We start from the raw sequence: 18,300 nt of genomic DNA, 5'->3' as shown, positions 1-18,300 counted from the left end.
TGTCCTTCGTGATCGGTGTGGGTGCGGTGGCGATTCCCAATCCTGTCGGCGTACACCGCAGGTCTCGCCGACGACGCGACACGCGGGCGCGCGCTCGGCATCGTCATGGGCGGGGTGCTCTTCGGCATCCTCCTGTCACGAACCGTGGCCGGCCTCATCGCCGCGGTGGGCGGATGGCGCACCGTGTACGTGGTGGCGGCCGTGCTGATGGCCGCCGCGGCGTTGGCCATCCCTTCCCTCGTGTCCGGAGAGAAACCGGCGCTGGGTACGCCCTACGGCACCCAGGTGCTCTCCGTACTGACCCAGTTCCGCCGCTACCCGATCCTGCGTACCCGCTGCTTCCTGGGTGCCTGCGCGATGGGGACGTTCACGGCTTTCTGAACCAGCATTGCCTTTCTCCTGGCCCGCCCGCCGTTCCCGTACGGCCAGGTGGGCATCGGTGTCTTCGCACTGTCGGGGGTGGCTGGAGCGCTGATGACCTCATCCGGTGGCCGGTTCATCGACCGGTTCCGTCACCGGCGCTGGCAGTCGACGGGCGTCGGCCTCGTTGTGCTCGGCCTGTCCTTCGGGGTGCTGGCAGTCGGCCGCACCCAGATCGTCTGGCTCGTGGTGGGCGCCGTGATCATGGATGCAGCGATCCAGGCAGTCCATGTGACCAACCAGAGCGTGGTGTACGAGGTGAATCCCGCTGCACGAGCACGTATCGCCAGCGGCTACATGACCTCGTTCGCGCTGGGCGGTGCCGCGGGGGCGGCCTTGTCGGCGCAGGCATACGACCACTGGGGCTGGTACGGCGCCTGCTGGGTGGGCGTGGGTTCCAGTGCTGCCGCGCTCTTGGCCTGGCTCCTGGGTGGCGGCCCGGAGCGAGCGGCCCAACGCGGGCTGCAGGCAGCGGCGTAGATCGATTGCGTCGGGTTCCCCGCCTGACGGCGGGCAATCTCCTCGCGCACCCGGCGCAGTTCCTACCTCTCGGGCTCCGACAGCTTGCCGGTCGCGGCAGCAGCGGCCGCCTCATCAGCAGCTGTCACCCTCGTCATACTTTCAAGGGGCAGCTCCTCTTTCGGGTCGAAGCCTCTACCGCCGAGGTGGTCTGGATTCACCTCACGACCATCTTCAATGCGGCCGTCGACGACAAGCGCATCCTCAAGAGCCCGTGCAAGCAGTTCCGTACGGTGAAGGCTCCGAGGCGTACCCGGAAGAAGGCCAAAGCGTGGCGCCGCGCGACGGTCGACGCCGTACGGGCTGGCCTCCAGGAGCGGTATCACCTGGCGGTCGACGTCGGGCTCGGAGCCGGACTCCGTCAAGGCGAAACCTTCGGGCTCGCTGAAGAGGACTTCGACATCGAGGCTGGCGTCGTGCACATCCGGCGGCAGCTTCGCTGGGACGCGAAGGCCCGGCCATACTTCTGCCTGCCGAAGGGGCAGAAGACGAGGACGGCTCCGCTCTCTCCGAACCTAGCCCTGCGCGCTCGGGAGCATTTCCGGCGGTTCCCCTCCACCGAATGCACTCTCCCGTGGCGCAACCCCCGAGGCTCCCGAGACACCGTCGGAAGCCCGACAGCGGAAACCCGTGACGGTGAACCTCGTCCTCACCACTTCCCACGACAACCCGATCAAGTACAACACCTGGAACGAGCGCTCGTGGAAGCCCGCGCTGGCCTCTGCCGGCCTGATCAAGATCGTCGGCGAGAAGGTGAAGAGCACGGCCAACGGGCCCGCAAGCACCCCGTCTACGAGGTGTCCCGCGAGGATATGTACCACGTCCTGCGTCACACCTATGCCAGCGTGCAACTCGAAGCGGGCGAGTCCATCGTCAGCCTCGCAGAGTGGCTCGGCCACTCCTCCCCCAAGGTCACACTCGACCACTACGCTCACTTCATGCCGGAGGCGGGCAGGCGTGGCCTCGCGGCCATGGACTCCTGGCTCGCCCCGAACCGGCGGGGGCGGAAGGTCCCTGAGAAGTCCCTGGCCGCACTGCCGGTCACCAAGCTGAGCGTGAATCCGCAAGTCGAGGAGCTCCTCCAGGAGGCGGCTGACGTGAAGGTCAAGTACAAGGAGACCGCGCGCGGCGGGCTCGCGGTGAACGCCATCGAATGCTGAGCTCCAGGCCCTGACCTGCGGCTCCGGGGCTGTCAGCTCTGTCACGGTCTTCCCCGGCCGGCACGACCTTCATCTTCGACACCACCGTCCCGCCCGAGCTGTGCATGCCGTTGCAGAGTGCATCGGGGGAGCACGTGCATCGAACGCCACGGGCGCAGTCGGCGCCGAGGGCACGAGGGCCGCGGTCCGGAACCCGGGCCCGGTCCCGGACGGACCCGGTTCAGCAGCGGAATCCCCGGAACCGGGACGGCGTGCCGTGGTACCGGGCTCAGCCCTTCGCCGCGAAGGCCTGGGTCCACCAGGGGCCGCCCGGTGCGTCGTGGTAGCCGACGCCGATCTCCTTGTAGGAGCAGTTGAGGATGTTGGCCCGGTGCCCGGGGCTGTTCATCCAGCCCTCCATGACCTGGGCCGGGGTGCGCTGGCCGCGGGCTATGTTCTCGCCGACGGTGCTCCAGCGGTAGCCGGCCGCGGTGATGCGGTCGCCCGGGCCCTTGCCGTCGGGGCTCTGGTGGGAGAAGTAGTCGCGGGCGTCCATGTCGCGGGAGTGCCCGAGCGCGGCCTTGTCGAGGGTCGCGTTGCTGCCGACGGGACCGCATCCTTTCTTGGCCCGTTCGGCGTTGACCAGGCTGGTCACCTGCTGCGCGTAGCTCCCGCCGGCCGGGTCGGCGGGCGGGGGCGCCGGGGTGGCGGGCGCACGGCGCGGGGTGCGGCGGGGCCCGGTGCGGGAGGGCGAGGGACTGGCCGACGTGGTCCTGGGGGAGGCGGAGGGCGAGGGGGAGGCGGACGAGGAGCTCGGGGACGGGCTCGACGACGGGCTGGGCCGGGAGAGGGACCCTATCCCGTCCTCGGAGCGGGTCGGCGAAGCGGTGTCGCGGCCCTCGGGCGGGTCGGGGATCAGCAGGAAGGCTCCGGTGCCGCCCGCCGTCGCCAGCACGGCGGCGACGGCGAGGGCCGTGCGCCGTCGGGCGCGCCGCCCGCGCTGCTGCGCCCGGCGTGCCGACGCCCGGCCGGGCGCGGAGTCCAGGGAGTGTCCGGCTGCGGTCGGCTCGGCCGCCACCTCCGGGTGTCCCGGCGTCCAGCGGGCGCACAGCGCGGCCGGCGGAGGGACCAGTGCGAGTCCGACGAGCAGCCGTTCGGCGGGGACGAGTCCGGACGAGTGGCCGGAGCAGACGGTGCACTCGCGGGCGTGCCGGGCGATCCGCTTGCGCCACAGTCCGGACGGTTCGCCGTCCCACCCTTCGAGGAGCGACTGGAGCAGCACGCAGGAGGGTTCGGCCGCCAGCGCCCGGACGACGACCCGGCCCACTTCCAGCTGCGCCTTCATCCGCTGGACGCGTACGGCGGTGTGCTGGGGGGTGATCTCGAGTGCGGCCGCGACGTCCGTCCTGGTGAGTTCCCCGGTGCTCTCCAGCCACCACAGGGACAGCAGCGTCCGGTCGTCCGGCTCCAGCCACCGGGTGGCTTCGGCCACCTCCCGGCACTGGCCGGAGAGTCCGAGCCGGGTGATGGTCGCGTCGACGAAGTCGGCGCGGGGGTCGGGGAGTCCGCGGATCTCGTCGGTGTCGTGCAGCACTCCCGGGTCCTTCCGCCGGTGGCCGCGTATCTGGTTCATGGTGATGGCGGCCAGCCAGGACCTGAAGCGGCCGGGGTCGCGCAGGGTGTCCAGCTTGGCGAGCGCGTGCAGCATGGTCTCCTGCGTGACGTCGTCCACGTCGGCATCTCCGGGCAGGCTCCGGCCGACGATGTTGTGGACCAGCGGCAGGGACTTCGCAGCGACCAGTTCCCGTGCCCGTTCGTCCCCGGCCTGCGCCGCCTCGATCACGGCGGCGTCGATGACACTGCTGCTCACGTTCTCTCCACTCTCCCTCTGGGCTCGGACATCTGTCCCCACCTATATGGAGAGACGAGCGGATCGGACTTCTATAACAGAAATCTCTTCACCGGCTCCGGCGGGGAGAGGCCGTACGGGGAGGAAGGGAAGTGCGGAAGCGGGGCGGGCCGTTCCGGACCGGGGAACGGCCGGCTTGCGGGCCGTTCCCCGGTCCTGCGGCGGTCAGTCCGCTTCGCGGTGGACGACCGTGAGGTGGCGGTCGGGCCCGGGGCTCTCCAACTCGTCGAGTGCGGCCACCGCCAGGTCCTCGGCGCTGATCCACGGCCGGCCGTCGGCGGCGGTCAGCATGGTGCCGGTGCCGCGGCGGTAGCGGCCGGTGCGGGCGCCGGGCTCCAGCAGGCCCGGCGGGCTCAGGTAGACCCAGTCGGCGTGGGCGCTCTCCTGGCAGGCCCGCAGCTGGGCCACCCCGGCGGTGGCGACGGGCCGCAATTCGGCCGGCACGTACCGGGGGTTGTCGGCCACCAGCAGTTCGGCGTCCTCCGGGCTGCGCAGCGCCCCGGCGCCGCCGACGACGAGGACGCGGATGCCGCGCCGCGCGGCGATCTCCAGCACCGTGCGTGTGGTGCCGACCAGGAACTCCCGGTCGGCCGGCTCGGTCCGCACGGTCAGTACGACGGCGTCCGGTGCGCCGGGTCCCGGCGGGTCGGTCAGCACCTCGCGCAGGGCGTGCGCGTCGCTCACGTCCACCGCGACGGGTGTCACGGCCGGGTCGTCGCCGACGGGCTTCCGGGAGACGGCGAGCACCCGGTGTCCGCGGGCTACGGCCTCCCGGACCGTTCTGCTGCCGACCATTCCGGTGGCGCCGAGCACGGCGATCGTCATCGTCTTCTTCATCGGGGTCGTCCTTCCGGCAGCCGGTCTTCCCGGACTGCTTGCAGGGGGTCTTCCGCCCCGGTGCGCACCGGGGCGGCCCGGGGCCGGTCCTCCCGGGCCGGGACCGCGGCGGGCGAACCGCGGGTGCGGCGGCGCCCGAACAGGTCGGCGGGCGCGAACTGGGCGGCGAGCATGGCGATCAGGGCGAGGACGAAACCACCGGTCTGGGGCAGGCTCAGCGACTCGCCCATCACCAGGCCGATGACGGTCGCGACCAGCGGGGAGAGCAGCACCAGCGGCGCCGAGGCGCTGACCGGCAGGGTGGCGATGCCGCGGAACCACAGCGCATAGGCGATCAGTCCGCCCATGCTGCCGAGCCACAGGTAGCCGGCGACGGCTCCGGCGTCGATCCGCTCGGGCACCCCCTCGACGGCAAGGGTGAGCGGGAGCAGCAGCAGGCCGCCGACCGCCAGCTGCCAGCCGGCCAGCGCCATGGGGCCGACGCCGGGCGGCCGCCCCCAGCGTTTGGTGAGAACGACACCGCCGGCCATGGCGGTGGTGTGCCCGAGCCCCGAGAGCACCCCGACGGGGTCCAGTCGGGCCTGCGGACCGAGCACGACGAGGCCGACACCGAGTACGCCGAGCAGGCCCCAGGCCAGGCGCCACAGCGTCGGCCGTTCGCGGAGCACCGCGATTCCCGCCGCGGCCACGAGCAGCGGCTGGGCGGCGCCCAGCGTGGCGGCCACGCCGCCGGGAAGGCGTTCGGCCGCCACGAACAGCAGCGGCAGGGCGCCGATGTTGAGCGTGCCGAGGACGACGGCCTTCCACCACCAGTGCCCGCGCGGGAGCACCCGGGTGAGGGCCAGGGCGAGCAGCCCGGCGGGCAGGGCGCGCAGCAGCCCGGCGAACAACGGGTGGCCGGGCGGCAGCAGTTCCGTTGTCACGACGTAGGTGGTGCCCCAGGAAGCGGGGGCGAGCGCAGTCAGCGCGACGGTTGCCGCCCGCTGCGCGGACGAGGGCGGCGCCCCCGGCGACACCTCGGCAGGAGTGTTCATACGGGGAGTGTCGACCCGGACTGGCCATGCATTCAAAGCATGGTTGCGATGACAACCATGAAGCGAAACGATTGCCGAATGGACCTCCAGCAGCTCCGGTACGTCGTCGCTCTCGCCGAGACCCGCAACTTCACCCGCGCCGCCGAGCGGTGCCATGTGGTGCAGTCCTCGCTCAGCCACCGGATCGCCGGGCTCGAACGGGAGCTGGGCGTCACGCTGTTCGCCCGGTCCAGCCGCCGTACCGAACTGACCGGTGCCGGGGCGGCGTTCCTCGTCGGCGCGCGCGAGTGCCTGGCGGCGGCCGACCGCGCGGTCGCCGACGCCGCAGCCGCGGGCGGGTCGGTCCGCGGCCGCCTCGCGGTCGGCATGATCCGGACCACCGCCGCCGTCGACGTGCCCGAGCTGCTCCAGCGCTACCGGGCCCGCTACCCCGAGGTGCGGGTGAGTCTGGAGGCGGGCAGCAGCGACGAACTGGCGGCCGCGGTGCGGAAGGGCGAGCTGGACATCGTCTTCCTCGGCCTGCCGGAGGGCGAACAGCCGGCCGGGGTGGAGACCCTCGTCCTCGACCACGACGAGCACGTGCTGGTGGTGCCGGCCGGGCACCGGCTGGCGGGCGCCTCCCGCGTCACCCTGGCCGAGGTCGCGGACGAGACGTTCGTGGACTTCCGGGACGGCTCGCCCGGCCGCGCCCAGACCGACCAGGCGTTCGCCGCCGCCGGGCTGGCCAGGGACATCGCGTACGAGGCGGGCGTGGCCGAGCTGATCACCCAGCTGATCGCGCGCGGGCTCGGGATCGCGCTGCTGCCGTCGGCGTTCGTGCGGCCGCTGGCCGCCGACGATCCGCAGCTTGCGCTGGTCCCCGTGGTCGAGGGGCCGCGCCGCGTCGAGTATCTGGCGTGGAGCCGGTTCAACCCCAGCCCGGCCACCCGCGCGCTGCTCGACGTCCTCGGGGCCGGGCCGCGGAGCTGACGGTCCGCGGCCGGCCGCTCGCCCGGGCCCGCGCACCCGCGGGATCCGCGGTTCAGCGCCCGGCACTCCCCCGCGAGCCCGTGCCCGGCGCCGCTTCCGGCTCCCCCTCGGGCTCCATGTGCGGCAGCAGTCGGTCCAGCCACCCCGGAAGCCACCAGGCCCGCTGCCCGAGCAGCGTCAGCACCGCCGGTACGAGCAGCAGCCGCACGATCGTGGCGTCGATGAGCACGCTGACGGCCAGTCCGAGGCCCATCATCTTGACCACGATGTTGTCCGTGAGGATGAACGCGGCGAACACGCTGGCCATGATCAGTGCGGCGCAGGTGATGACCCGGGCGGTGCGCTCCAGCCCGTGGGCCACGCTCCCCCTGCTGTCCCCGGTGCGCTCCCAGGCGGCCCGCACCCGGGAGAGCAGGAAGACCTCGTAGTCCATGCTCAGCCCGAAGACGATGGCGAACATCATCATCGGGACGTAGCTCTCGATGGGGACCGTGCCCGAGACGCCCAGCGCCGGACCGCCCCAGCCCCACTGGAAGACGGCGACCAGGACACCGTAGGAGGCGCCGATCGACAGCAGGTTGAGGACGGCCGCCTTGACGGCGACGAGGACGCCGCGGAACACGATCAGGATGATGACCAGGGCGAGCGCGACGACCACCCCGATGATGAGCGGGAGCCGGCCGGAGACGAGCTGGACGAAGTCGAGCTGCGCGGCTGTCGTGCCGGTCACGTAGGTGTGCGCCGGATATCCCCGGACGGCCCGGGGCAGCACCTCGTTCTTCAGCTCGTCGAACAGCCGGGTGGTGGAGGCGTCCTGCGGTCCGCCGCGGGGTACGACGGTGGCGGTCAGGGCGTCGCCGTTCCCGGCGGGCTCCGGCGGGGTGACCCGCGCGGTGCCGGAGGTGCCGTCGAGGGCCTTGCGCACGCTGTCGGAGAGCGCGGCGCGGTCGCCGCCGGGTACCGCGCTCTGGTCGACGACGACGGTCAGCGTGCCGTTCTCGCCCGGGCCGAAGCCCGAGGAGAGAAGGTCGTACGCCTTCTTGTCGGTGAAACCCGGCGGGTCCGCGCCGTCGTCGATGTGCGACAGCCGCATCGAGAACACCGGGACCGCCAGCACCGCGACGACCACGATCCCGCCGAGCAGGAACCACCAGGGCCGCCGTTCGACCCGCTGCGCGTACCGGTGCCAGCCGCCCGCCGCCCGCGCGCCGTCCGCGTCCCCGGGGGTGCTGCCGCCCTCGGCGACGGGGGTGCGCACCCGGTAGCGGTCGATGCGGCCGCCGACCAGGCCGAGCAGCGCCGGCAGCAGGGTGAGGGCCCCGGCGACCGCGGTGACGACCGTGATCCCGGCCGCCAGCCCGAGCTTCCCGATGAACGACACCCGGGAGGCGTACAGCCCGGCGAGGGCGACGACGACCGTGCAGCCCGAGACCACCACCGCGTGACCGCTGGTGGCCACCGCCCGGCCGGCGGCCCGCACCGGATCGGTCCCGTCGAGCAGGGTCTGCCGGTGCCGGGTGAGCAGGAAGAGCGCGTAGTCGATCCCGACGCCGATGCCGATCATCGTCGCCAGCGTCGGGGCCACGTCGGCGAAGGCGGCGGCGCGCGCCACCAGGCCCAGGCACCCGAGCCCGACCAGGACCGCGACCAGTGCGACGACCAGCGGGACACCGGCGGCGAGGACACTGCCGAAGCCCACCAGGAGCACCACCACCGCCACGGCGAAACCGATGGCCTCGCTGCGGACGTCGTCGGCCCGAGGCCGGGCCAGCTCACCGAGCGGACCGCCGTACTGGACCTCGACGCCCGCTTTCCGCAGCGGTGCCACGGCGCTGTCGACGCCGTCCAGATACGAGGAGTCCAGCGTGGTCGGGTTGGTGTCGAAGCGGACGGTCAGATAGCCGGTGCGGCCGTTCGAGGAGAGCGCTCCGGTGGGCTTCGACTCCGGGGTGGCGGGCAGCGGGTTCTGCACGGACAGCACGTGCGGCAGCTTCCGGAGCGAGCCGGCCGCGCCGTCGATCTCGTCCGCACTGCCGGTGAGCGAGCGCGTGGAGTGCAGTACGACGTCGGCGGCGACACCGGCCGCGCCCGGGTCGGCCCTGCCCAGTACCCGGAGCCCCTGCTGGGACTGCGCGCTGGAGACCGTGAAGTCGTCCGAGTAGGTCCCGCCGACGGTGGCCTTGAGGGCTTGCAGTCCGCCCAGGGCGGCCAGCCACAGCACCAGGACCAGGACGCAGTGCCGCGCGCACCACTCGCCCAGCCTGCGCAGCCGGCCCGCGCCCGCGGCCTCCGGTGCCGTGCCGCCCCTGCCGCCAGGCGAGACCATGTGTGCTCCCGGTTGGTGCGTCCGGCGCCCGGCGGCGCGGACAGTACGAGCCTGCTGGTTGCTGGGAATCTAGGACGAGCCGGGCGGCGCCCCGCAGTGCGACACGCGCCGGGGAGCCCGTACGAGCGGGCGGGGTGACGGCCCGGCGGATGGCGCGGGATCGCAGGCGCAGGTCAGTGCGGGGGTTCGCCGGGCCGGTGGGTGGGCCCGTGGGCGTCCTCGGCGCCGGTCGTGCTCTCGGTGCCGGTTGCGCTCTCGGAGTCGTGTCCGCCCTCGCGCGGAGCCCCGGGACGGTCGTCGATCTGGAGGAGCGCGCCGCTGTCGTCCTCCCCCAGGTGATCCACCTGAAGGGTGGTGTGCGTGATGCCCCAGTCCTCGCGCAGCTGCCGCTGGAGGGCGCGGCGCACCCCGTGGCAGTCCCCGTCCGGGACGACCAGGACGTGGGCGGAGAGGGCCGGGCGGTTGGAGGTGATCTGCCAGATGTGCAGGTCGTGGACCTCGGCGACCTGGTCGGCCGCCGCCATGCGGTCGCCGACCGTGTCCGGGTCGATGCCCGCGGGGGCCGCTTCGAGGAAGATCCTCCCGGAGGCGCGGATGAGTCCGCCGCCCGCCCGGAGCATCAGCGCGACCACCGCCAGCGAGGCCAGCGCGTCCGCGCGGGCGAACCCGGTGGTCAGCACGATCAGTCCGGCCACCGCGGTGCCGAGGAACGCGTAGAGGTCGTTGAGGAGGTGCTGGAAGGCCCCTTCGACGTTGAGCGAGGTCCGGTTGGCCCGCGAGACGCACCACGTGGCGGCGACGTTGACCGCGATCCCGGCCAGCGCCGTCACCAGGACCCAGCCGCCCTCGACCTCCGGCGGCCGGATCAGCCGGCGGACGGCCTCGTAGCCGAGCCAGACCGCCAGCAGCACCAGCGTGAGGCCGTTGGCCTGCGCGGAGAGGATCTCGGCGCGTTTCAGACCGAAGGTGTAGCCGCCGCGTGCGGGCCGGGCGGCCAGCCGCATCGCCACCAGCGCCAGCACGAGGGAGGCCGCGTCGGTGAGCATGTGCGCCGCGTCGGAGAGCAGCGCCAGCGAACCGGCAGCGAGACCGACGACGACCTCGGCGGCCATGAAGACGACGATCAGCGTCAGCGCGCCCGCCAGCCAGCGGCGATCGGCGTCCGCGCGCACCCCGTGTGCGTGTCCGTCGTCCCGGTGTCCGGGGTCCTGGTGTTCCCCGTTCCGGTGTCGATGGTCCCGGCGTCCGGGTTCCGGGCGTCCGGCGCCGGTCCGCGCACCGGAAGTCGAAGGGTCGTGGTCCTGCACCGGCGTGCCTCCAGAGCGGTCGGCGCGGTGCGGAGCCGGCGAAGCGGGCGGGATGGGCGACCCCGCGGCTCCGGGCACAGCCTCCGCGCCACTCACCAGTATCAGCGCCGGCCGCCGCCGCGCGGGATTTCCGCTCCGCCGACCGGGGCGCCGGTCCGGGGCGGCCCGGCACGCCCCGGGGAGCTGCCGCGGATCAGCCGGTCCGCGGCGCTCCATGCCCGTCCGGCGCCGGGGAGGGGTCCGTCCCCGAGGACTGCCGTCCCACGGAGCTGAGCAGGACCCGTTGCTCCTCCAGCTGGCGCTGCTGGGCGCGGATCACCTCGGTCAGCTCGTGGATCTCCTGGCGGGTCGCGGTCCGCTCCTCCGAGCCGGCCGACGAGACGCGTTCGATGAACCAGGAGGCGAGGGAGGCGGAGACCACACCGAGCACCGCGATCCCGGCGATCATCAGCAGCACGGCCACCATCCGGCCGGTCGTGGTGACCGGGGAGTAGTCCCCGTAGCCGACCGTGGTCACGGTGGCGAAGGCCCACCAGACCGCGTCGGGAAAGCTGTCGATGGTGGCCCCTTCGACGCCGCGCTCGGCATCCAGCACGGCCAGCGCCCCGCAGAACATCAGCAGCCCGGTGGCTCCGGCGGCATAGGTGGTGACCTGGCCGCGCAGCGAGACGGAGGCCCGGCGGTTGAGGACGCTCATCACGGTCAGCAGCCGCAGCATCCGCAGCGGCCGGAAGAACGGCAGGACCACCGTCGCCAGGGCGAAGAGGTTGCGCTTGAAGTAGACCCAGCGGTCCACGGCCCGCACCAGCCGGACCACGTAGTCGAGGGCGAAGAGGCCCCAGGTGATCCAGCTCGCCCAGGTGCAGGCGGTCCGCCACCGAGGGCTCAGGTCCGGCTGCAGGATCGGCCACGCGTACGCCGCGAGGAAGACCAGCACCACGCCCATCAGCAGCACGTCGACCACCGGCAGCGGCTCCGGGGGCTTCGGGGAAGCCTTGTCGGCCGGGAATGCTGTCGGCTCCGAGGTGTCCGTGCGCTCGTTCATCACGCGCACGATACCCAGGCCCGCGGCGCCGCCGGCGGCTGGTGCCCGCCCGTCCCGGGGCCGGGCACCGGCCCGGTCGCTCTCCGGGGTCCGGGCCCCGGTCCGCAGCGCTCGCAGGGCCCGCGGGCCGGACGGACCCCGGCAGCCGGATCGTCCCGGCCGATTCGGTGGGCCGGGAGCGGGGACCGGCGCGGCGGCGGGAGAGCGGGAGAGGCGGGGCGAGGCGGCTGCTGTACGGCGTGTTGAGGGGCGGGGGAGGCTACGTTGAGGGCATGGCCACTCAGATAGCTGCCACCGAGGAACTGCTCGCCTACATCGAGTCCGTCTCCCGCCCCGAGGACGAAGTACTGGGCGCGCTGCGCGAGTTGACCGCCGATCTGCCCGGGGGAACCGCGATGCAGGTGCCGGCCGCCGAGGCCCGGTTCCTGTCGCTGCTGATCCGGTTGACCGGTGCGTCGACCGTGCTGGAGATCGGCACCTTCACCGGGTACAGCACGCTGTGCATGGCGCGCGCCCTCCCGCAGGGGGGCAGGCTGACCACCTGCGAGGTCAACAGGAAGTGGACGGACATCGCCGCCGAGTTCTGGGAACGCGCGGGGGTGGCCGACCGGATCGACCTCCGGCTCGGCGACGCGCACGAGACGCTGGCCCGGCTGCGTCAGGAGGACGGCGGCGGAAGCGTCGACCTCGTCTTCGTCGACGCCGACAAGAAGAGCTACCCCGCCTACTACGAGGCGTCCCTCGAACTGGTCCGGCCCGGCGGGCTGCTGGTGCTCGACAACACCCTCTTCTTCGGCCGGGTCGTCGACCCGGCGGCCGACGATCCCGACACGGTCGCCATCCGCGAGGTGAACGAACTCCTCCGCTCCGACGAGCGGGTGGAGCCCGTCGTACTGCCCGTCGCCGACGGGATCACCCTGGCCCGCAAGAAGGATGCCTAGCCGACTGTTCGCCGTGTGCGACCGGCCCCTCGCCGCACGCCGGTGCGCCCCGACCGCCCAGGAGGCCCGGTCGCCCGGCCCGGCTGGGTCGGCGGCCGGGTGGCCCGCGCCGGCCGAGGGGCCACCGCTGCTGAGCGCCGGTTGACGCGCCTCCACCTCGGCGGTGGACGCCGCGCCCGGGCCGGGCGTCCCGGCCCGGGCGCGGGGTCAGTCCGCGGCCTGCTCCAGGACGGGGGCGGCCAGCGACGGTGCGGTCAGCCGCATGGTGCTGGGCGGGTCGCGGTGCTCGGCCACCAGGTGGAGCCGCTGCACCCCCTCGGCCCCGGCGGCGGACAGCGGGGTGCGGCAGTCGCACTCCTGGTCGTCGAAGCCGGCGAACCGGTAGGCGACCTCCATCATGCGGTTGCGGTCGGTGCGCCGGAAGTCGGCCAGCAGATGGACCCCGGCGGTGGCCGCCTCGGTCGCCAGCCAGTTCAGCACCGCCGTACCGACACCGAAGGAGACCACCCGGCAGGAAGTGGCCAGCAGCTTCAGATGCCAGGCCGCCGGGTACCGCTCCAGCAGCAGGACGCCGATCGCGCCGTGGGTGCCGAACCGGTCGGAGAGGGTGGCGACGAGCACCTCGTGGTCGTCGTCGGCCAGGAGTCCGCGCAGGGCCTCGTCGGAGTAATGGACACCGGTGGCGTTCATCTGGCTGGTGCGCAGGGTCAACTCCTCCACCCTGCTGAGTTCGACGGGAGTCGCGGGGAAGATCCGCAGATCCAGGCCGAGGGTGCGCAGGAACTCCTCGTCGGGTCCGGTGAACTCGGCGCGTTCGGCGTCCCGGCGGAAGTTCGCCCGGTACATCGCACGGCGCTTTCCGGAGTCGACCGTTCTGGTGGCCGGGGTGAACTCGGGCAGCGAGAGGAGGTCCGCGGCCCGCTCGGCCGGGTAGCAGCGGACCTCGGGCAGGTGGAACTCGACCTCGGCGCGTTCGGCGGGCTGGTCGTCGATGAAGGCCACGGTGCGCGGGGCGAAGTCGAGCTGGTCGGCGATCGAGCGCACCGACTCCGACTTCGGTCCCCAGCCGATGGAGGCGAGCACGAAGTACTCGGCGACGCCCAGTTCCTCCAGCCTGGCCCAGGCGGGTTCGTGATCGTTCTTGCTGGCCACGGCCTGCAGGATGCCGCGCGCGTCGAGTTCGACGACGACCGCGCGGATCTCCTCGGCGAGCCGCACCTCGGCGTCCTCGGACAGGGTGCCCTGCCACAGCGTGTTGTCCAGATCCCAGACCAGGCACTTCACCGTGGTCGTGTGTTCGCTCACCGTCCGGTGTCCTCTCGGGGGGTTGCGGGAGCCGGGCTCCTCAGGTGTAGACGCTCAACGCGTGCTCGGCGAGCAGCAGTTCGCAGATCTCGCTGCTGCCCTCGATGATCTCCATCAGCTTGGCGTCCCGGTAGGCCCGGGCGACCGGATGGCCGTCGCGGGCGCCCGCCGAGGCCAGGACCTGGACCGCGGTGGCGGCCCCGGCCGCCGCCTGCCGGGAGCTCACGTACTTCGCGAGCACCGTGGCCGAGACCATCTCCGGGGACCGGGTGTCCCAGCAGTGGCCGGCGTGCGCGCACGCCCGGGTCGCCGTCTGCTCGGCGGCCAGCAGTTCGGCCACGTGCCGGGCGACGAGCTGGTGTCCGGCCAGCGGCTTGCCGAACTGGTGCCGGGCGCGGGCGTGCCGGGCGACCGCGGCCAGGCAGCCGCGCAGGATGCCGACGCAGCCCCAGGCGACGGACATCCGGCCGTAGGAGAGCGCGGTGCCGACCAGCAGTTCGGTGGACTGCCCGGCACCGCCGAGCACGTCGCCCGCGGGCACCCGCACCCCGTCCAGTCGCAGATGCGCGTGTCCGGCGGCCCGGCAGCCCATGGGCTCGGGCACCCGTTCCACCGTGACGCCGGGGGCCGTCGCGGGCAGCACGACCGCGGCGGCGCCGTCGCCGTACCGGCCGAAGACGACGAGCAGGTCCGCGTAGCAGGCAGCGGTGATCCAGACCTTCTCGCCGGTCACCAGCACGCTGTCGCCGTCCGGTTCGATGCGGGTGGCCATGGCGGACAGGTCGCTGCCCGCGTCCGGTTCGCTGAAGGCGACGGCGGCCTGCTCGCCGCCCGCCAGCCGGGGCAGCAGCGCCCCGCGCTGCCGCCGCTCGCCGAGCCGCTGGACGGTCCAGGCGGCCATCCCCTGCGAGGTCATCAGACTGCGCAGGGAGCTGCACCGGCTGCCGACGAACGCGGTCAGCTCGCCGTTCTCGGCGCTGCTGAGCCCGGGACCGCCGTAGCGCCGGGGGATCTGCGCGCACATCAGCCCCTGCGTGCCGGCCGTGCGGACGACCTCCTCGGGGATGCGTCCGGCCCGGTCCCAGGCGTCGGCCGAGGTCTCGTCGACCAGTTCGGCGGCGACGGCCCGGAGCCGGTCGGGCTCCGCCGCGGGGCCGGTCGCCGGGCCGGCGGCGGCCGTTCCGTCAGCCACGCGCCGCTCCGTCCCCGGCGTCCCCGCTCTCCGCCGCGTCCTCGGCGCGCAGCCGCTGGACGAGCGCGGTCATGGCGGTCACCGTGCGCATGTTGTCCAGCCGCAGGTCGCTGCCCGCGATCTCGACGTCGAACGCCTCTTCGAGGAAGACCACGAGTTCCATGGCGAAGAGCGAGTTGACCCCGCCGGAGGCGAACACGTCGGTGTCCACCGCGAAGGAGGTCTTGGTGCGCTCCTCCAGGAACCGGGAGATCCGCTCGGCGATGACGTCGGCGGTCGGCTCGGGCGTGGTGGTCATGACGGGTTCCCTCCGTAGTCGTAGAAGCCGCGGCCGGTCTTCCGGCCGAAGTCGCCTGCCCGGACCTTGTCCAGCAGGAGCTGATCCGGCTCGCAGCCCGGGTCTCCGGTCCTCTCGTGGAGGACCCGCAGCGAGTCGGCGAGGTTGTCCAGGCCGATCAGGTCGGCGGTGCGCAGCGGCCCGGTGCGGTGGCCGAGGCCGCTCTCGAAGAGCGCGTCCACCGTCTCGGGGGGCGCGGTGCCCTCGCGTACCGTCCGGATCGCGTCGTTGATCATGGGGTGCAGCACCCTGCTGGTCACGAAGCCCGGGTTGTCGGCCACCACCAGCGGGGTGCGGCCCAGCGCGGTCAGCAGCGCGACGAGCGCCGCTTCGGCCGGGTCGCCGGTCCGCCTGCCGCGGATCACCTCGACGGTGGGGATCAGGTACGGCGGGTTCATGAAGTGGGTGCCGAGGAAGTCCTGCGGCCGGGCCACGGACGCGGCGAGTTCGTCGATCGGGATGGACGAGGTGTTGGAGACCACCGGGGTCCCGGGGCCGACCAGCCGGGAGACCTCGGCCAGCGCGGCGGCCTTCACCTCGGCCAGTTCGGTGACCGCCTCGATGACGGCGGTCGCCGCCGCGCCGTCCTTCGCCGCGGTGGTGGTGGCCAGTTCACCGGGTGCGGCGGCATCCGGCAGCGCCCCCATCAGCCGGGCCAGCTTCAGTTCCCGGCGGATCCGCCGCCGCGCCTGTTCGAGCCGGGCCTCGTCGACGTCGACGAGGGTGACCGGCAGTCCGGAGCCGATGCCCAGCGCCGCGATGCCGACGCCCATCACCCCGGCTCCCAGGATCATCAGCCTGTGATTGGTCCGTTCTTCCGACACCACACCTCCATGGAGTGTCACATCCGGTCCGGTCATGAGCCGTTCGCCCAGCTCATCGCGGGCAGTACGACCCCGAGGGCGCCCGCCAGATCCCCGCGGTCCACCGCGCGCCAGAACCCGTCCCCGGCCGTGCCCGGCGCGGCCGCCGCATCCGCTCCGGGGGCGGCTTCCGCCGTGCCCGCGGCGGTCCGGTGCGGGGACTGCCGCGGCAGCGGCCCGGCGGGCAGTTCGGCCCGGCCGCGGGCGGCGCAGGCGCTCCCCCAGTCGACCGGCACCCCCGCCACCTGGGCCTCGGCCAGGGAGGTCAGCATGCGCTGTGCGGTGCTCTCCCCCATCCGCAGCGAGCCGACAGCCCTGACCTCGGTCCCGGTGTCCGCGGCGATGTCCGCCACCGGGGCGGTCAGCAGCGGATGCGCGGAGGGTTCGACGAAGGTGCTGAATCCCAGGCTGAGCAGGGTCCGCACCGCGCTGTCGAACTCCACGGTCCGGCGCAGGTTCTGGTACCAGTACTCGGTGTCGAGGGCGGCGGGGTCCAGGACACGGCCGGTCACCGTCGAGCAGAGCAGGGTGTCGGTGGAGCGGTGCCGAAGGGGCCCCACCTCGTCGAGCAGGGGGCCGTGGATCGCTTCGACCTGCGCCGAGTGGGAGGCGAAGTCCGAGACGATGCGGGCCACCCGGATGCCCTCGTCCACGAGTCGCGCGAACAGTTCCTCGATCGCGTCCGGGCTGCCGGCCACGCTGGTGGTGGCCGGTCCGTTGACGGCCGCCACGGCGAGCCCGCCGCCGAGCTCCGCCAGTCGTTCGCGGACCTGCTCGGCGGGCAGCGGCACGGACAGCATGGCGCCCTTGCCCGCCAGCGCCCCGGCGATGAGCCGGCTGCGCGCGGCCACGACGCGGGCGGCGTCCGGCAGCGGGAGCGCGCCCGCGACATGGGCCGCGGCGATCTCGCCCTGGGAGTGCCCCAGTACGGCCGCCGGTACCACTCCGAAGGACCGCCAGACGGCGGCGAGCGACACCGTGACGGTGAACAGCGCGGGCTGCACCACCTCGACCCGGTTCAGCGAGGCCGCGCCGCGGCGGCCGCGCACCACGTCGGCCAACGACCAGTCCACGTACGGTGCGAACGCCTCCGCGCAGGCCTGGACGCTCTCCCGGAACGCCGGGGAGCTGTCCCACAGCCCGCCGCCCATGCCGCGCCACTGGCCCCCGGCGCCGGGGAACATCATCACGACGCCGCCGGACGGCCGCGCGGTGCCGCACACCAGGCCCTGGTGGTCGTGCCCGGCGGCCAGCGCGTCGAGTCCGGACAGCAGTTCCTCGCGGTCGGCGCCCACCGTGACCGCACGGTGCTCGGCGGCACCCCGGCCGGTCGCCAGGGCGTGTGCGACATCGTGGCTGTCCAGTTCGGGGCGCTCGCGCAGATACGCGGCGAGCAGCCGCGCCTCGGTCCGCATCCCGGTCTCCGAGCGGCCGGACACCGGCCAGGGCACCGCACCGGTCAGCGCGGGCCGGTCCCGGTCGCGGGCGGTCCGCTCCTGGCCGGGGGCGGCCCGGTCCGCGGCGGGGATGGCCCGCTCCCCGGCTGTGCCGGTCCGGTCCGGGTAGGGCCCGGCGGCGGGCTCCGGGGCGGCGGCCGGCCGCTCCGGGGCCGCGGCCGGGGCGGCGCGGCCGGTAGCGGCCGACGGCGGCGCCTGGAACCGCCGTACGGCGGCGAGCAGTTCGGTGACCCCCGGGCCCGCGGGATCGCTGCCGGTGGCGAGTTCGAGCAGACACAGGCCCGGCTCCCCGGCGGCTCGCGCGTCGGCCAGGCGCCTGAGCAGCAGCCAGCCGCCCGGCCGCGCCGTGGTACCGGCCACGGCGGTTCGCGCGGCGCCGCCACGCAGCCAGGAGAGCGCCGCCGCGACGGCGTTGCACAGCGGCGGATCCCCGGGCGGCAGGCGCTCGACCGGCGCGCCCGGCACCGGATCCGCCTCGGCGCCGCCGGCCGGCCCCTCCAGGAACACCGCGGTCGCCCCGGGATCCGGTCGCCCCGGCGCCGCGGGCCCGGGACCGGCTGCGGCGGGGACCGCGCCCCGGAACGGATCCGGCGCACCGGACACCCCGAGGACCGCGATCGGGTCACCGCCCTCCGCGGTGCCCTCGGGTACGGGTGACAGCACGAAACTCACTACGGGAAACCTCCGGGAGAACGGAACC

The 18,300-nt window shown here is 73.7% G+C and carries 17 protein-coding genes; 5 read left to right on the top strand and 12 right to left on the bottom strand.

Going from position 1 to position 18,300, the window contains the following annotated elements; translation table 11 throughout:
- Positions 1-21 precede the first annotated feature (21 nt).
- Positions 22-381, top strand: a complete 360-nt coding sequence (locus A949_RS35535) for an MFS transporter (RefSeq protein ID WP_158687571.1) — start codon at positions 22-24, stop codon at positions 379-381.
- Between the two features lie 48 nt (positions 382-429).
- Positions 430-900, top strand: a complete 471-nt coding sequence (locus A949_RS35530; RefSeq protein ID WP_158687570.1) for an MFS transporter — start codon at positions 430-432, stop codon at positions 898-900.
- 62 nt (positions 901-962) lie between these two features.
- On the opposite strand, the gene A949_RS38985 is transcribed toward A949_RS35530, so the two are convergent.
- Positions 963-1,361 carry a hypothetical protein gene (locus A949_RS38985; RefSeq protein ID WP_019355941.1) on the bottom strand — a complete coding sequence of 133 codons (399 nt, stop codon included), beginning with the start codon at positions 1,359-1,361 and terminating at the stop codon, positions 963-965.
- 375 nt (positions 1,362-1,736) lie between these two features.
- Between A949_RS38985 and A949_RS39610 the strand changes: the two genes are divergently transcribed.
- Positions 1,737-2,099: a hypothetical protein gene (locus tag A949_RS39610; protein ID WP_337463175.1), complete on the top strand. Its 363-nt coding sequence runs from the start codon at positions 1,737-1,739 to the stop codon at positions 2,097-2,099.
- Between the two features lie 268 nt (positions 2,100-2,367).
- Here A949_RS39610 and A949_RS0110360 read toward each other — a convergent pair whose 3' ends face one another.
- The 3 genes from A949_RS0110360 to A949_RS0110350 all read right to left on the bottom strand — a co-directional run bounded on the left by A949_RS0110360 (position 2,368) and on the right by A949_RS0110350 (position 5,858).
- Complete coding sequence (locus A949_RS0110360) at positions 2,368-3,948, bottom strand: sigma-70 family RNA polymerase sigma factor (protein ID WP_019355938.1); 1,581 nt, start codon at positions 3,946-3,948, stop codon at positions 2,368-2,370.
- A 204-nt stretch (positions 3,949-4,152) separates the two neighbouring features.
- Positions 4,153-4,824, bottom strand: coding sequence for an NAD(P)-dependent oxidoreductase (locus A949_RS0110355; protein WP_019355937.1), 672 nt, complete (start codon positions 4,822-4,824; stop codon positions 4,153-4,155).
- Positions 4,821-5,858: an EamA family transporter gene (locus tag A949_RS0110350; RefSeq protein WP_026004521.1), complete on the bottom strand. Its 1,038-nt coding sequence runs from the start codon at positions 5,856-5,858 to the stop codon at positions 4,821-4,823. The genes A949_RS0110355 and A949_RS0110350 overlap by 4 nt, the downstream gene beginning before the upstream one ends.
- 78 nt (positions 5,859-5,936) lie before the next feature.
- Here A949_RS0110350 and A949_RS0110345 point away from each other — a divergent pair, with 78 nt between their 5' ends.
- A complete protein-coding gene (locus A949_RS0110345) occupies positions 5,937-6,827 on the top strand; it encodes a LysR family transcriptional regulator (protein ID WP_019355935.1) in 891 nt (296 codons plus the stop codon).
- Between the two features lie 52 nt (positions 6,828-6,879).
- Here the strand turns inward: A949_RS0110345 and A949_RS0110340 are convergent, their stop codons facing one another.
- From A949_RS0110340 to A949_RS33065, 3 genes are all read right to left on the bottom strand, one after another.
- Positions 6,880-9,153 (bottom strand): MMPL family transporter, encoded by a 2,274-nt coding sequence (locus A949_RS0110340; protein ID WP_019355934.1) that lies wholly within the window; start codon positions 9,151-9,153, stop codon positions 6,880-6,882.
- 173 nt (positions 9,154-9,326) lie between these two features.
- The gene (locus A949_RS0110335; protein WP_019355933.1) at positions 9,327-10,460 is read right to left on the bottom strand and encodes a cation diffusion facilitator family transporter; all 1,134 of its coding nucleotides are present in this window, start codon (positions 10,458-10,460) and stop codon (positions 9,327-9,329) included.
- 193 nt (positions 10,461-10,653) lie between these two features.
- A complete protein-coding gene (locus A949_RS33065; RefSeq protein ID WP_019355932.1) occupies positions 10,654-11,505 on the bottom strand; it encodes a potassium channel family protein in 852 nt (283 codons plus the stop codon).
- 272 nt (positions 11,506-11,777) lie between these two features.
- Between A949_RS33065 and A949_RS0110325 the strand changes: the two genes are divergently transcribed.
- The gene (locus tag A949_RS0110325) at positions 11,778-12,446 is read left to right on the top strand and encodes an O-methyltransferase (protein ID WP_019355931.1); all 669 of its coding nucleotides are present in this window, start codon (positions 11,778-11,780) and stop codon (positions 12,444-12,446) included.
- Between the two features lie 207 nt (positions 12,447-12,653).
- Here A949_RS0110325 and A949_RS0110320 read toward each other — a convergent pair whose 3' ends face one another.
- The 5 genes from A949_RS0110320 to A949_RS0110300 form a co-directional block, all read right to left on the bottom strand.
- The gene (locus tag A949_RS0110320) at positions 12,654-13,751 is read right to left on the bottom strand and encodes an HAD-IIIC family phosphatase (RefSeq protein WP_019355930.1); all 1,098 of its coding nucleotides are present in this window, start codon (positions 13,749-13,751) and stop codon (positions 12,654-12,656) included.
- 40 nt (positions 13,752-13,791) lie between these two features.
- Positions 13,792-14,943 (bottom strand): acyl-CoA dehydrogenase family protein, encoded by a 1,152-nt coding sequence (locus A949_RS0110315; protein WP_019355929.1) that lies wholly within the window; start codon positions 14,941-14,943, stop codon positions 13,792-13,794.
- Positions 14,936-15,241 (bottom strand): acyl carrier protein, encoded by a 306-nt coding sequence (locus A949_RS33060; protein ID WP_019355928.1) that lies wholly within the window; start codon positions 15,239-15,241, stop codon positions 14,936-14,938. Before A949_RS33060 ends, A949_RS0110315 begins: the two co-directional genes overlap by 8 nt.
- A complete protein-coding gene (locus A949_RS0110305; protein WP_051019454.1) occupies positions 15,238-16,074 on the bottom strand; it encodes a 3-hydroxyacyl-CoA dehydrogenase family protein in 837 nt (278 codons plus the stop codon). Before A949_RS0110305 ends, A949_RS33060 begins: the two co-directional genes overlap by 4 nt.
- A 62-nt stretch (positions 16,075-16,136) precedes the next feature.
- Positions 16,137-18,272, bottom strand: a complete 2,136-nt coding sequence (locus A949_RS0110300) for an acyltransferase domain-containing protein (RefSeq protein WP_019355926.1) — start codon at positions 18,270-18,272, stop codon at positions 16,137-16,139.
- Positions 18,273-18,300 lie beyond the last annotated feature (28 nt).

The organism is Streptomyces sp. AA1529 (genome assembly GCF_000280905.1).
Taxonomy (GTDB): domain Bacteria; phylum Actinomycetota; class Actinomycetes; order Streptomycetales; family Streptomycetaceae; genus Streptomyces.
This window is presented reverse-complemented; position numbering and strand designations above follow the sequence as displayed.

Bases quoted from the DNA above. Each gene is read 5' to 3' on its own strand.
- A949_RS0110355 (WP_019355937.1), bottom strand. From the start codon at position 4,824: ATGAAGAAGACGATGACGATCGCCGTGCTCGGCGCCACCGGAATGGTC.
- A949_RS0110350 (WP_026004521.1), bottom strand. From the start codon at position 5,858: ATGAACACTCCTGCCGAGGTGTCGCCGGGGGCGCCGCCCTCGTCCGCG.
- A949_RS0110345 (WP_019355935.1), top strand. From the start codon at position 5,937: ATGGACCTCCAGCAGCTCCGGTACGTCGTCGCTCTCGCCGAGACCCGC.
- A949_RS0110340 (WP_019355934.1), bottom strand. From the start codon at position 9,153: ATGGTCTCGCCTGGCGGCAGGGGCGGCACGGCACCGGAGGCCGCGGGC.
- A949_RS33065 (WP_019355932.1), bottom strand. From the start codon at position 11,505: ATGAACGAGCGCACGGACACCTCGGAGCCGACAGCATTCCCGGCCGAC.
- A949_RS0110325 (WP_019355931.1), top strand. From the start codon at position 11,778: ATGGCCACTCAGATAGCTGCCACCGAGGAACTGCTCGCCTACATCGAG.
- A949_RS33060 (WP_019355928.1), bottom strand. From the start codon at position 15,241: ATGACCACCACGCCCGAGCCGACCGCCGACGTCATCGCCGAGCGGATC.
- A949_RS0110305 (WP_051019454.1), bottom strand. From the start codon at position 16,074: ATGATCCTGGGAGCCGGGGTGATGGGCGTCGGCATCGCGGCGCTGGGC.